This is a genomic window from Methylophilus sp. DMC16 (assembly GCF_056314045.1).
In genome coordinates, this window is sequence record NZ_JBQUZC010000001.1 from 1,536,465 (window position 1) to 1,550,400 (window position 13,936).

Annotated in this window: 11 protein-coding genes; all 11 read right to left on the reverse strand. The window is 48.0% G+C overall.

The features are described 5' to 3' along the window. Positions 1-14 precede the first annotated feature (14 nt). Positions 15-695: a DUF2490 domain-containing protein gene (locus ACT53D_RS07165; protein ID WP_476155338.1), complete on the reverse strand. Its 681-nt coding sequence runs from the start codon at positions 693-695 to the stop codon at positions 15-17. A gap of 51 nt (positions 696-746) precedes the next feature. Further along, the gene (locus ACT53D_RS07170; RefSeq protein WP_476155340.1) at positions 747-2,039 is read right to left on the reverse strand and encodes a GGDEF domain-containing response regulator; all 1,293 of its coding nucleotides are present in this window, start codon (positions 2,037-2,039) and stop codon (positions 747-749) included. Position 2,040: 1 nt separating this feature from the next. Beyond that, on the reverse strand, positions 2,041-3,114 hold the full coding sequence (locus ACT53D_RS07175; protein WP_194747249.1) for a protein-glutamate methylesterase/protein-glutamine glutaminase: 1,074 nt from the start codon (positions 3,112-3,114) through the stop codon (positions 2,041-2,043). 14 nt (positions 3,115-3,128) lie between these two features. Beyond that, a complete protein-coding gene (locus tag ACT53D_RS07180) occupies positions 3,129-3,668 on the reverse strand; it encodes a chemotaxis protein CheD (RefSeq protein ID WP_313983623.1) in 540 nt (179 codons plus the stop codon). Between the two features lie 5 nt (positions 3,669-3,673). After that, a complete protein-coding gene (locus ACT53D_RS07185; RefSeq protein WP_194747251.1) occupies positions 3,674-4,489 on the reverse strand; it encodes a CheR family methyltransferase in 816 nt (271 codons plus the stop codon). A gap of 18 nt (positions 4,490-4,507) precedes the next feature. Continuing rightward, a complete protein-coding gene (locus tag ACT53D_RS07190) occupies positions 4,508-5,053 on the reverse strand; it encodes a chemotaxis protein CheW (RefSeq protein ID WP_194747252.1) in 546 nt (181 codons plus the stop codon). Between the two features lie 69 nt (positions 5,054-5,122). Next, positions 5,123-7,543, reverse strand: a complete 2,421-nt coding sequence (locus ACT53D_RS07195; RefSeq protein ID WP_476155343.1) for a methyl-accepting chemotaxis protein — start codon at positions 7,541-7,543, stop codon at positions 5,123-5,125. A gap of 105 nt (positions 7,544-7,648) precedes the next feature. Further along, positions 7,649-9,574 (reverse strand): HAMP domain-containing methyl-accepting chemotaxis protein, encoded by a 1,926-nt coding sequence (locus ACT53D_RS07200; protein ID WP_476155345.1) that lies wholly within the window; start codon positions 9,572-9,574, stop codon positions 7,649-7,651. 207 nt (positions 9,575-9,781) lie between these two features. Next, positions 9,782-11,563, reverse strand: a complete 1,782-nt coding sequence (locus tag ACT53D_RS07205; protein WP_476155347.1) for a methyl-accepting chemotaxis protein — start codon at positions 11,561-11,563, stop codon at positions 9,782-9,784. Between the two features lie 68 nt (positions 11,564-11,631). Then, complete coding sequence (locus ACT53D_RS07210) at positions 11,632-12,174, reverse strand: chemotaxis protein CheW (protein WP_476155349.1); 543 nt, start codon at positions 12,172-12,174, stop codon at positions 11,632-11,634. A 78-nt stretch (positions 12,175-12,252) separates the two neighbouring features. Next, entirely contained in the window at positions 12,253-13,878 is a 1,626-nt protein-coding gene (locus tag ACT53D_RS07215) for a methyl-accepting chemotaxis protein (protein ID WP_476155351.1), read from the reverse strand. Positions 13,879-13,936: the final 58 nt, after the last annotated feature.

Sequence of the window (13,936 nt, forward strand, 5' to 3'; positions counted from 1 at the left end):
AACGACAGATTCCGCTAAAAATTAAAACGGATCGCCGTCATGAGGACATGATTCTCACGGTCTACGGTTTTGGTATTTATAAACTGGTTCAGATAGCCGATATCTGCATTGCTAAAGTCGCTGAATTTCCAGTTCACGCCCAGAAACAGGCGGTTCTGGTCAAACCCTTTGCGCGGACCCCAGTGTGTATCGTTAAAGTTGATAAACAACTCGTCATACACCACCCAGGATAATTGCGGATTCAAGCTCGAAGGCAGACTGGCGCGCACCATTTGCCGCCAGCGATAGGCATGCTGGCTAAAGTCCTCGCGCTCACGGTTTTCCAGCCTGGAACGGCTGCTCAAGCTCACGCCGCCAATCGGGTCAAACTGGTAAGAAAACTGCTGCCACAAGCGGTTTTCCTGATAGGCCGAGGCGCCTGCCGGATGATTGATAATCGTGTCATAACCCAACCAGACACTGGCCTTGGGCGTCACCTTGTAAAAAATGGACGGGCGCAGAATCAGCGTATCAAAATGCTTGCCCTCATCACGCCAGCGCGGATGCGTGTCCATGCTCCAGTATAAATTCTCTACCGGCAATTTACCTTGCGCATAAATATTGAGCCAATAACGGCCGTCTTCTTCAACTTCTGCCCGAGCAAAACTTGAAAAAATGAGAGAAATCAAAACGATGACATAACTAAATACACGCACGGTAACGCCCCATCATAAGTTATAAATTAAGCGATGATCAGATCTCACTCATCAGGCCATCAGCGACAACATATTCAAGGACTGATCAAGTACCACCTGATTTCGACCTGAAAGTTTAGCTTTGCTTAACGCATCATCCGCACGCGCAAAGAGATGTTCAAAATCGTCTCCATACTCATACGAGGCAACACCAGCACTGATCGTGACATTCAAACCGGATAAATGTTGATTCGCAAAGTAGTCGCAAAAGCCTTGTGCATAATGACTGGCCGCTAACGTTGTTGTATTTTTCAAAATCACTAAAAACTCTTCCCCACCAATACGAAAGCACAGTTCATTCGCAAAGAAATTTGCAAATAAAGCACCGGCCGCAGCTAATACCTCATCGCCAATCTTATGGCCATAGGTATCGTTGATCTGTTTAAAAAAATCAACATCTGCCACGATTAGCGCCAATGGTTTGGAAGACATATAGGCTTCAGAAATGACTTGCTGCTGTACATCACGCAAATAATGTCTGTTATATAACTTGGTCAATGCATCATGCGTTGCCAGTGATTGCATGGTTTGATATTGCATCTCATATGTGAGCAATAGTTGATAGCTCTCCAGCAAATGCTTGACCCTGATTTCAAACTCCTCCAAAGACGAGTCTTTTGAGTAAAAGTCATTTGCACCATTGAGTAGCAATTGTGTTCGCCGTGCAGGACTATTTAAGCCTGAAATAGCCAATATCGGAATACGTGACTTAGCCGCATCATGAGAATTTCTTATTGCGCTAATCACCGAAAATCCATCGCCTATCCCGGCTAAGCTGAAGTCTGTAATCACCAAATCGTAAGTGTTGTCGCTGATGCGCTGAATCGCGCCTTCAGCATCGACACAAAATTCGCAATGGAGCCCGATGCTTGCTAATCGCTCGCCATAGACTTGAGAAAGAGACGGACTATCTTCAATGAGCAACACCCGACCTTGGAGTTTATTGCGCTTAGCCTGTGCAAAGTTCTGAATGAAGGTATCTAAAGAGGAGATATTTAATTTACTAAAGCAGGCTGTAATTCCCACCTCAATAGATTCATGCGCAATTTGGTGAATGGCATTTGATGCGACCAACAAACTCACGCAGCTACTACGTGTTTTTGGTGGCAATGCTTTAAAAAATTCAATCCCATTCATGGATTTATGATGGTAAGAAAACAAAAGCAAATCAACATGCTGCCCGTCTAATAACTCGATTGCCTGTAAGGGACTTGCAGCTTCTTCAACCTCAATCTCGTATTTCTTCAACAAAGATGACAATATTTTTCTTGTTGACTTGGAAGAATCCACAATCAGCGCTTTCACCTTATCTCCCACTACCATACATTACAATTTCTTGTGGAATTTTTGCCAGAGAAACCTCCCGTTCAACGGCTCCCAGCTTGTTTGCTTCTTTAGGCATTCCGTATACAACGCAACTTCTTTCATCTTGACCAAGCGTTTTTGCGCCCACCTCTCGCATTTCTTTGAGACCTTGGGCGCCATCATCCCCCATGCCCGTCATAATGATGCCCAGAGCATTCTTACCCGCCTGCTGGGCAACCGAACGGAAGAGCACATTGACCGAAGGGCGATGGCGACTGACGAGCGGACCATCAATCACGTCAACATGGTATTGAGCACCACTGCGTTTAAGCAGCATGTGCTTACCACCCGGCGCAATCAAAGCACGACCGGCAATCACGCGGTCGCCATGGGCGGCTTCCTTGACCTCAATCTCGCACAGTTCATTCAGTCTTTTGGCAAATGCTGCAGTAAAGTTTTCGGGCATATGCTGCACGATCACCATGCCAGGACAAACACGTGGTAACGAAGTCAACACTGCCTCCAGTGCTTGCGTACCGCCTGTTGAGGTCCCAATTGCCACTATCCCCTCCGTGGTTTGCGCCATGGCACGATTCGTCGCCGCGAGTACCGCATCCGCCGTCAGTTTAGGGGCGACCTTGGCCACAGGCTCAGCATGCGAGATTCTTTTCAGATTGGCTTTTGCCGCGACTTTAATCACATTGATAATGTCATTGGCATCATCTTCTAAAAAATCTTTCAAGCCCGCCTTGGGCTTGGTGACAATGCTCACCGCCCCGGCTGCAAGCGCCTGAATGGTGGTTTCGGCACCCTTTTCGGTCAGTGTCGAACAGATAATGACCGGCGTGGGGCGCTGCGACATGATTTTCTTGAGAAAGGTGATGCCGTCCATTCTGGGCATCTCCACATCCAGAATCACCACATCCGGCCAATCTTTCATCATTTTATCCATGGCAAAAATGGGATCTGCCGCTGCAGAGATGACCTCAATCTCTGAAGATTTTGAAATTTTCTCAGCAAGGACTTTTCTGACCACTGCTGAATCATCCACAATCATGACCCTGATTTTTTTCATAATTAATATTCTCGTTAAACCTTGCTTTTCACCCAGGCAAACCCACTCCAGATATCAAAAATAATATAGCGTGAGTCCTCGCCACCGTAATGATTGGCATGCACATGAAAACCATACTCTGCCAGAAGCATCAGAACGGCATGCAGGTTACGGTCACCAATATGGTTTTTTTGATTGATCTGCAATTTCGGGAACATATTGCTGCCGCCGAAGACTTTCACCTGGCAGTCTTGTGGTCGAATCTTGCACTTGGCCATTTCTTCCATCATCAAGGCAATCGCTTCATCTGCATACTTGCCTGACTTGCCAGCAGCAGTTTCATTTTTTTCTTTATGTGAAACATGGCGTTGCGGCAACAGGATATGGCACATGCCCCCCATCTGTTTTGCCGGATGCCAGATCGTGACTGCCACACAGGAGCCCAGAATAGTACGAATTCTGGTATCGGCATCGCCCCAGTACCACTCGCCAGGCTGCAAAAAAACCTCAAAAACCTCTTCAGGCTTCTTATCCAACAATCCAAAACTCAAGGCAGGCTGGGTACGCATCAACATAACAACTAATTAGCAGTTTTTTTATAAATAGAAGGCGCTTCAGAGACAAATTTCTCAGTGACGCCATTCAAGCTCTCGGAATGGCTGATCATGAAGTACCCGTCATTCTTGAGCAAAGGCAACATTTGATCAGTAATCTGTCGCTTAGTCTCGACATCAAAGTAAATCATCACGTTACGCAAAAAAATCACATCAAACTGGCCCAGATCAGGAAAAGGCTTGGTGAGATTGACCTGCAAGAATTTGATGCGTTGGCGGAGCTCTTTCACAATCAGCAGCTCACCATCGTGATCGCCGGTGCCTTTCAGGCAATATTTGGTCAGATAAGGTCTGGGGATCTCGGAGGCACGCTGCATGTTGTAACAACCGCTTTGCGCCTGCTGCAAGACCTTGGTGCTTAAGTCTGAGGCGACGATTTCCCAGGGCTCTTTGCCCAAATGTTCATCGAGCAACATGGCAATCGTATAGGGCTCTTCACCTGACGAGCACGCCGCACTCCAGACCCGGAAAGGCTTGCCTTTGCTACGTTTGGGCAGAATCACCTCTTTAAAGAAGTCAAAGTGTTTGGGCTCTCTGAAAAAATGCGTTTCGTTGGTGGTGAGCAAATCAATCGCAATCTGCTTTTCTTTTGCATTGGCGGGATCATTGATCAATTTGTAATACTGCGTAAACGAATTGAGTTGATGAAAATGCAAGCGTTTGCTGAGCCTGCCACTGACCAACGGTTTTTTAACGTCTGACAGGGCAATACCGGCTTGTGCATAAATAAAGCTTTTAAACAAGCCAAATTCTTTTACTGTCAATGATTCAATCTGATCCATGTGCTACCCCTTCACTACTTAACTCGCTGCGGACTCACTGGCCAAGGTCGAGCCAGTCGCCAGGCTAGACACTTCATCGACAGAAAGTACCTTGTTAACGTTGAGTAAAATAATGAACTTACCCTCTATCTTGCCCATGCCTTCAATAAAATCTGCGCGGATATTGGCACCAAAACTTGGCGCTGGCTCAATATTGCCCGCCTCGATATCCACCACTTCATTGACGGCATCCACCATCATGCCCACCACTTGCGTTCCCGTCGCATGTGCAACCTCAATGATCACAATACAGGTTTTACGTGTGATCTCTGCCGTCGGCTTGTCGAAACGTGCCGCCATGTCAATCACAGGCACTACGGCCCCGCGCAAGTTAATCACACCTCGTATAAACGCAGGCATTTTGGGCACTTCAGTCAACTGCCCATACTCGATAATTTCCTTCACATTCAGGATATTGATCGCAAACACCTCTCGTCCGAGGACAAACGTCAAATACTGCTGCATGGCATCAGAAAAACCGTTTAACTGATGCTGTTCACCTCTTGCAATTACCAATTCACTCATTTTTCTATCCTCTCGTTGTTGGTTTCAAGCGCATCACAATCACGCGACACTGTACGTCGCCGTGACGACTTAAAACCTCACGAACTGCTCCTCATCAATGCCGCCACCAAAGGTGCCGGTTTTAGGCGTTTGTATCACTGGGCTATTGAAAGATTTGCTCACCGTAGGCTTACTGCCCTGTGATTTTGCTTTTGGCTTGTCTGCCCCCTTGAGCACGTGATGCTCACCACTCACTTTAAAGAAAGCGATCAACTGTTGCAGTTGCTCGGCCTGGCCGCTCATCTCTTCGGCCGTCGCCGCCAGTTCTTCACTGGAGCTGGCGTTTTGCTGGGTTGCCTGGCTTAATTGGTTCATGGCTGCAGTAATTTGCTCTGCACCACTGCTTTGCTCTTCACTCGCGGCAGAAATCTCTTGTACCAGATCACTGGTTTTGTTGATGCTAGGCACGATCTCATCCAGCAAGTCACCGGCACGCTCAGCCAGACCCACGGAATTCTTAGCCACTTCACCAATCTCTTGCGCCGCCACCTGGCTACGTTCCGCCAGCTTGCGCACTTCGGCTGCCACCACCGCAAAGCCTTTGCCATGCTCACCAGCACGCGCGGCTTCAATCGCAGCATTCAGGGCCAGCAGGTTGGTCTGATAGGCAATGTCATCAATAATGCTGATCTTGTCAGCGATGCTCTTCATGGCAATCACAGTATCTTTCACCGCGGCTCCGCCTTCGTTGGCGTCTTTAGCGGCCTTACCGGCAATGCCATCAGTCACTTTGGAGTTCTCGGTATTCTGGTTAATCGAAGCACTCATCTGCTCCACTGAAGCAGAAGTTTCTTCTACCGAGGCGGCTTGTTCATTGGTCGCCTGGCTGATGCTTTGCGCCGTCGCACTCACTTGCTCGGAGGCACTGGCTATGTTGTCTGCAGAACCCCTGACCTCCACAATCACTTGCATCAAGCGCTCTACCGTATTGACCACGGACAGCTTCAACTCTTCAAGCTGGCCTTGGTATTCATTGTCAATGCGTTGGGTCAAATCACCCTGTTCGACCTCTTTCATCAATGCCATGACCTCTACCAGCGGATTGACTATGTTATCCAGCATGTCATTGAGGCCTTGCACCATCTTGCGGTAATCGCCTTTATACAAACTGGAATCTGCACGTATGGTCAAATTGCCTTGTGAAGCCGCCTCAATCAGCAGGTTAATTTCACGCGACATGGCTTTCATATTGCTGCGGACCATCTCTATGGTGTCATTGATAAAGGCTTTTTTGCCAGGCAATTGCTCCATAGGCGCGTCAAAGTTACCTTCACCAAACTCCTTGATCACCGCCATGGCTTTTTTCTTCACCGCAATGTGGCCGCCCACCATGGTGTTCACACCGACTGCCATGCTCTTGAAGTCACCCTGGAATTTGTCTGCATCGATGACCACATCAATATCACCCGCATCATGCTCTTTGGACATATGGTTCATGTCCGCAATAAAGCCCTTGAGGTTGCTACGCATGCTTTCGATGGTGTCATTGATGAACGCCTTTTTACCAGGCAATTGCTCCATAGGCGCATCAAAGTTACCTTCACCAAAGGCCTTGATCACTGCCATGGCCTTTTTCTTCACGGCAATGTGGCCACCAACCATAGTGTTCACGCCGACCGCCATGGTCTTGAAGTCGCCCTGGAATTTGTCTGCATTCATCACCACATCAATATCGCCCGCGTCGTGCTCTTTGGACATGTGACTCATGTCCGCAATAAAGCCCTTGAGGTTGCTACGCATGTTTTCGATGGTGTCATTGATAAAGGCCTTCTTGCCTGGCAACTGTTCCATCGGCGCGTCAAAGTTACCTTCACCAAAAGCCTTGATCACTGCCATAGCCTTTTTCTTCACGGCAATATGGCCGCCCACCATATTGTTAACCCCGAGCGCCATGGTCTTGAAGTCGCCTTGGAACTTGTCTGTGTTCATCGCCACATCAATGTCACCGGCATCATGCTCTTTGGACATATGGTTCATGTCAGCAATAAAGCCCTTGAGATTGCTACGCATATTTTCGATGGTGTCGTTAATAAACGCTTTTTTGCCAGGCAGTTGCTCCATAGGCGCATCAAAGTTGCCTTCACCAAAGGCCTTGATCACCGCCATGGCCTTTTTCTTCACGGCAATATGGCCACCGACCATGGTATTCACCCCCACAGCCATGGTCTTGAACTCGCCCTGAAACTTGTCTGCATTTATGACGACATCGATATCACCCGCATCATGCTCCTTGGACATGTGATTGAGTTCATGCGTAAAAGCATCCAGCGATTGCTGCTTCTGCGCCAACTGCTGTTGCAACTCAGAAATCTGCAGGAATAAGGGGGTTAATTCATCTTGAACACTTAAATCAATGGCTTGATTCAATTGCCCCTTCGCCAATTGCATTAAATATTGCTGCGCAATTTGAATACGACTTTTATTGACTGCCCTGTAGTTCAAGATAGACATAATGCTTTCCCCCAAAAATTGATCACATGTGATTTGACAAACTTCTGGCCGACTGGCCCTGGTGATCTATGATTCCCAGCATAGATCACACGCATCCCACTCAAGTTAAAACTTCACAAACTGTGACTCATCAATATCGGCGGCATTGGCCGTCGCTACATGAAGTGCTGACTTGCTACTGGCTGACGTGGTCACTTTTTTAACGCTCTTTTTTACTGTAGAGGCAAAAGCAGTCTCTTCTGAACCCACTTTAAAGTACGAGATCAGTTGTTGCAGTTGCTCGGCCTGACCGCTCATCTCTTCAGCGGTCGCCGCCAGTTCTTCACTGGAGCTGGCGTTTTGCTGCGTGGTTTGGCTCAATTGATTCATGGCAGAAGTAATCTGCAAGGCTCCACTACTTTGCTCTTCACTCGCGGCATAAATCTCTTGTACCAGATCACTGGTTTTGTTGATGCTAGGCACGATCTCATCCAGCAAGTCACCGGCACGCTCAGCCAGACCCACGGAATTTTTAGCCACTTCACCAATTTCTTGCGCAGCCACCTGGCTACGTTCAGCCAGCTTGCGAACCTCTGCTGCCACCACGGCAAAGCCTTTTCCATGCTCACCGGCTCGCGCGGCTTCAATCGCAGCGTTCAGGGCCAGCAGGTTAGTCTGGTAGGCAATGTCATCAATAATGCTGATCTTGTCAGCGATGCTCTTCATGGCAATCACGGTATCTTTCACCGCCGCCCCGCCTTCGTTGGCGTCTTTGGCCGCTTTACCGGCAATGCCATCAGTTACTTTGGAGTTCTCGGTATTCTGGTTAATGGAAGCACTCATTTGCTCCACTGAGGCAGAGGTTTCTTCGACAGAAGCGGCTTGTTCATTAGTCGCCTGGCTGATGCTTTGCGCCGTCGCACTCACTTGCTCCGAAGCACTGGCAATGTTGTCAGCAGAACCTCGGACTTCAGAAATAATGCCTGTCAGGCGGTTCACCATACCATCGATGGCAAACAAAATACTGGTTGTATCGCCTGGACGTAAATCTGTCTTAACGGTTAAATCGCCTTCAGCCACACGTTTCACAATGCCTGCGGCATAGGCGGGCTCACCACCAATTTGAGCCAGCAATTGTTCGACCATTTGCTTCATGGAGTACAACAAGCTGCTGGTGTCGCCGGGTCTGGTTTCTACCTGAACCGTGTAGTCGCCGGAAGCGACTGTTTTCACTACCGAGGCAGCGTACTCTGGCTTGCCGCCGATTTGAGACATTAATTGCTCAACCATTTGCTTCATGGAGTACAACAAGCTGCTGGTATCGCCAGGCTTGGTTTCAACTTGAATCGTGTAATCACCAGCTGCTACCGTTTTTACAACAGAGGCTGCGTAATCCGGCTCACCGCCTAATTGTTTTAACAGGTTACGGGTAATAAAGAAGCCGATTGCGGCGGCTAGCGCGATGACTGCCAAGGCGATTGTGCGGGAGAGCAGTAAAGCCGTTGCCTGTGTGTCAGAGGCGTCTTTTGATGCCTTTTGACCAATTTCCACGTTATATTTTCTGTCTGCTTCTATCGCCTGAGACACTTTCAGGAAGTCATCTTTAGCCGCAAACACTGCCTTGCGTGCCTCATCAATCTTGTTGGCGCGCGAAAGAGACAGGACTCGTTCACGCACGGTGTCGTAGCTTCTGAGTTCTGATTTAATCCCCTCAATCAAGCTACGATCTTTATCATCCGTGATATTTTCAGACTCATACTTCTTAACGCCTTCATCCAGCTTGGCTCGGTACTCCAAGATCACTCGATCAAGCTGCGTCATGGTTGCGTCATCCGTATTGACGATATGCTGGTAAACCGTTTCTTGCATATCGGAATAAGCTTTGGACATCTCATCCAGCACGATAATGCTTGGCACTGTATTGATATTAAGGTAATTGGTTTTGGTGTACACCTGATCCAAATAATATTGCGCCATGGAAGCGATTAAAATCAGGCCAAATACCGCTGTGCCTATCAGCAGTATCATTTTTTTTGCAACGGTCATTTTCATTTCAACTTCCTTTTCAACATTTAGTGATGCTTCTCAACCGTACCAGCCAAGATTGCGATCTCGCCTACAGACAAAACACTATTCACATTTAAACTCATCACAAACTGCCCCAGACTCTGCTCCGTGCCGGCTACAAAATCAGCACGTAGATTGGCTATAAAACGTGCTAAATATCATCTGGGACTCTTTTGATGTTGCACTCAATCATTAAAATTTAACAAACTGTGACTCATCAATATCGGCGGCATTGGCCGTCGCTACATGCAGTGCTGACTTGCTACTGGCTGGCGTGGTCACTTTTTTAACGCTCTTTTTCACTGAAGAGGCAAAAGCAGTCTCTTCTGAACCCACTTTAAAGTAGGAGATCAGTTGTTGCAGTTGCTCGGCCTGACCGCTCATCTCTTCAGCGGTCGCTGCCAGTTCTTCACTGGAGCTGGCGTTTTGCTGGGTCACCTGGCTAAGTTGATTCATCGCAGCCGTAATCTGCAAGGCTCCACTGCTTTGCTCTTCACTCGCGGCATAAATCTCTTGTACCAGATCACTGGTTTTGTTGATGCTAGGCACGATCTCATCCAGCAAGTCACCGGCACGCTCAGCCAGACCCACGGAATTTTTAGCCACTTCACCAATTTCTTGCGCAGCCACCTGGCTACGTTCAGCCAGCTTGCGAACCTCTGCTGCCACCACGGCAAAGCCTTTGCCATGCTCACCGGCTCGCGCGGCTTCAATCGCAGCGTTCAGGGCCAGCAGGTTAGTCTGGTAGGCAATGTCATCAATAATGCTGATCTTGTCAGCGATGCTCTTCATGGCAATCACAGTATCTTTTACCGCAGACCCGCCTTCGTTGGCGTCTTTAGCCGCTTGACCGGCAATGCCATCGGTCACTTTAGAGTTTTCAGCGTTTTGGTTGATGGAAGCACTCATCTGCTCAACTGAGGCAGAGGTCTCTTCTACTGAAGCGGCTTGTTCATTGGTCGCCTGGCTAATGCTTTGTGCAGTCGCACTTACTTGCTCCGAAGCACTGGCAATATTGTCAGCGGAGCCACGGACTTCAGAAATAATGCCGGTGAGTCGGTTCACCATATTGTCGATAGCAAACAAAATGCTGCTGTTATCTCCAGGTCGTATATCCGTTTTGACTGTCAAATCCCCTTCAGCCACGCGCTTGACAATGCCAGCAGCATAAGCAGGCTCGCCACCGATTTGTGCCAGCAATTGTTCAACCATTTGCTTCATGGAGTACAACAGACTGCTGGTATCACCAGGCTTGGTTTCAACCTGAATGGTGTAATCACCAGACGCCACCGTTTTAACCACGGATGCCGCATAATCAGGTTCACCCCCCAACTGTTTTAGTAAACCTTGAGTAATAAACCAACCTAGCGCAGCAGCAATTGCCACCACAATCCCGGCAACGGTCATCGCTATCGTATTCGCATGTGATTTCGTGGCTTGTGCCTCTTCAGCCGCTTTTTTTGCCAACTCGACGTTGTAATCAAACCCCTCATTGACTGCCGCACTTACCTTCTCGGCAATTGGTGCAATCACATTCATAAGATCTCGAGCCTGCTCGCGTTTATTGGCTTGCACCACTGCAAACAGAGGTTGATAAGCAGCCTCATATTCTTTGGCGCCTTGCTTCATGCGCATGGCAATCTCTTTATCTTTGTCATCCGCAACATAATTCGCCAGATAATGGTCGATTGCATCATTCAAGCCCCTGTTATGCTCATCAATCTTGGTCAGTGCCTCATCCTCAATACGAGGATCGACATTCAGCACATAACGGTTTAACTGGATACGCAAGCGCAACACATGCTTCCTGGCCTGGTCCAGATCAATCAATCCGGGGACAGACTTGATATTGGTGTAGTTTGTAGTATCAAAGATCTTGTTCATCTGGATGCTACCCATCACAGCAAGACCAACCAAACCAACAATGGCTGTAAATATCAATAACAGCATTTTTTTTGCAACAGTCAGTTTCATGTTATATCCTTCATATTTATGGATTCAGAATCCAAATGCACTTTTAGAACTCTTTTTAATAATGCTTTTTATAATGCACGGTGAGACTCGCTGAAATTACTACCCGCCAAGGTGGCAATTTCATCCACCGACAGTACGCTGTTCACATCTAAAATAATCACAAACTTGCCATCAATTTTGCCCATGCCTTCAATAAAGTCCGCGCGGATATTGGCACCAAAACTTGGCGCTGGCTCAATATTGCCTGCCTCAATATCCACCACTTCATTGACAGCATCGACCATGACACCAACCACTTGTGTCGCCTCTGCATGCGCAACTTCTATAATCACGATGCAGGTTTTACGTGTGATGTCGGCACTAGGCTTACCAAATCTGGCAGCCATATCAATCACTGGCACCACTGCACCACGCAGGTTAATCACGCCGCGGATAAACGCTGGCATTTTGGGTACCTCGGTTAATTGCCCATACTCAATAATCTCTTTGATATTGAGAATATTGAGGGCAAAGGTCTCCCGCCCAAGGACAAACGTCAGGTACTGCTGAATCCCGTTTTCTAACACTGCTTGCTGCGTTTTTGGTAGCTCTGCCACACTCAGTTCACTCATGACTTTTCCTTTCAAGGTTGTCGGCAGTTCTCGCAAGCTCGCCAGTAGGCTGCTGCAAATGTCGACAATCAATATTCCTTAGAACTTTACGAACTGTGCTTCATCGACTTGAGCTGCATAGTCGTTAGTTGACTTGGCGCCAGTCACATGACCAATCGTTGGTTTAGAGACTTTTTTGATCACCTTTTTAGTGGCTGCCGAGACCAGATGATCATCCACCCCCACCTTGAAGAATCCAATCAGTTGTTGCAGTTGCTCGGCCTGGCCGCTCATCTCTTCAGCCGTCGCCGCCAACTCTTCACTGGAGCTGGCATTTTGCTGGGTCACCTGGCTCAGTTGATTCATCGCAGCCGTAATCTGCAAGGCTCCACTGCTTTGCTCTTCACTCGCGGCATAAATCTCTTGTACCAGATCACTGGTTTTGTTGATGCTAGGCACGATCTCATCCAGCAAGTCACCCGCACGCTCAGCTAAGCCCACAGAGTTTTTCGCCACTTCACCAATCTCTTGCGCAGCCACCTGGCTACGCTCGGCCAGCTTGCGAACCTCTGCCGCTACCACGGCAAAGCCTTTGCCATGCTCACCGGCTCGGGCTGCTTCAATCGCAGCGTTTAGGGCCAGCAAGTTAGTCTGGTAGGCAATGTCATCAATAATGCTGATCTTGTCAGCGATGCTCTTCATGGCAATCACAGTATCTTTTACCGCAGCTCCACCCTCGTTAGCATCTTTGGCTGCTTTACCGGCAATGCCGTCGGTCACTTTGGAGTTTTCAGCATTCTGGTTAATAGAAGCGCTCATTTGCTCGACTGACGCAGAGGTTTCCTCGACAGAAGCGGCTTGTTCGTTGGTGGCCTGGCTGATGCTTTGCGCCGTCGCACTCACTTGCTCGGAGGCACTGGCAATGTTGTCAGCAGAAGCTTTTATCTCGTTAATGACATTGCTGATTTTTTCGGACATGGTCTTCATCGAAGCCATCATCTGGCCAATTTCATCATTGGAAGTGACTTCAACGGTTTGCGTTAAATCACCATTGGCAATGGCATTTGCAGAAATCACAGCGCTATTGAGTGGGCGGGTGATGGATCGGATGATAAAGAGCGCGAGAGCCAATACAGCAAACGAAAGTAAACCACCCACAATCAAGCCAGTTGTCACAGCGCTAGATTTAACTTCAATCGCATTTTCAGCGGAGGCCTTAGCCAAAGACTGGTTATAAGCCATATGCTCATCAATCGAAGAATTCAACTCCTCAGCTACTTTTGCATTAGAAGTCAAAATGGCAAGTGCTTCTTTTTGCTTACCTTCTCTCGAGAGTTTGATGACTTCAGTCATCCCTGGTAGATATGCCTCGTAACCTTTACGCACGCGATCTAACAGCTCTTTATCTTTTGCATCAAAGATGTTCTCGTTGCTGTATTTCACCAGGCCATCTTCGAGGCCTTTTTTCGCCTCATTAATCGCAGTTTCAATCGATGTCATGGCATTTTGATCGGTATTGAGTACATGGCGATACACCCTGACCCGCAATTGACCAAACTTCTTCATGACCTCGTTTAAAGTACTGATGCTTGGAATCCCGTTCACGTTGGCATTGTTGGTCGCCTCAAACACTTTTTCCAGACTACTGTAGCTGAGACCGATCAAACTGAATAAGCCAAGGATTGCGATGGCAATCATGAGGGAGATCTTGTGAGAAACTTTCATTACAAACCCGCTTTCTTTAATCAATAAATTGTTTGGTTACGCCACTGGGAGAGTGATC

What these genes read in the sequence shown, in the direction of transcription:
- ACT53D_RS07215 (WP_476155351.1), bottom strand. Translation starts at nt 13,878, where the DNA reads ATGAAAGTTTCTCACAAGATCTCCCTCATGATTGCCATCGCAATCCTT.
- ACT53D_RS07195 (WP_476155343.1), bottom strand. Translation starts at nt 7,543, where the DNA reads ATGTCTATCTTGAACTACAGGGCAGTCAATAAAAGTCGTATTCAAATT.
- ACT53D_RS07210 (WP_476155349.1), bottom strand. Translation starts at nt 12,174, where the DNA reads ATGAGTGAACTGAGTGTGGCAGAGCTACCAAAAACGCAGCAAGCAGTG.
- ACT53D_RS07200 (WP_476155345.1), bottom strand. Translation starts at nt 9,574, where the DNA reads ATGAAAATGACCGTTGCAAAAAAAATGATACTGCTGATAGGCACAGCG.
- ACT53D_RS07190 (WP_194747252.1), bottom strand. Translation starts at nt 5,053, where the DNA reads ATGAGTGAATTGGTAATTGCAAGAGGTGAACAGCATCAGTTAAACGGT.
- ACT53D_RS07180 (WP_313983623.1), bottom strand. Translation starts at nt 3,668, where the DNA reads ATGTTGATGCGTACCCAGCCTGCCTTGAGTTTTGGATTGTTGGATAAG.
- ACT53D_RS07185 (WP_194747251.1), bottom strand. Translation starts at nt 4,489, where the DNA reads ATGGATCAGATTGAATCATTGACAGTAAAAGAATTTGGCTTGTTTAAA.
- ACT53D_RS07205 (WP_476155347.1), bottom strand. Translation starts at nt 11,563, where the DNA reads ATGAAACTGACTGTTGCAAAAAAAATGCTGTTATTGATATTTACAGCC.
- ACT53D_RS07175 (WP_194747249.1), bottom strand. Translation starts at nt 3,114, where the DNA reads ATGAAAAAAATCAGGGTCATGATTGTGGATGATTCAGCAGTGGTCAGA.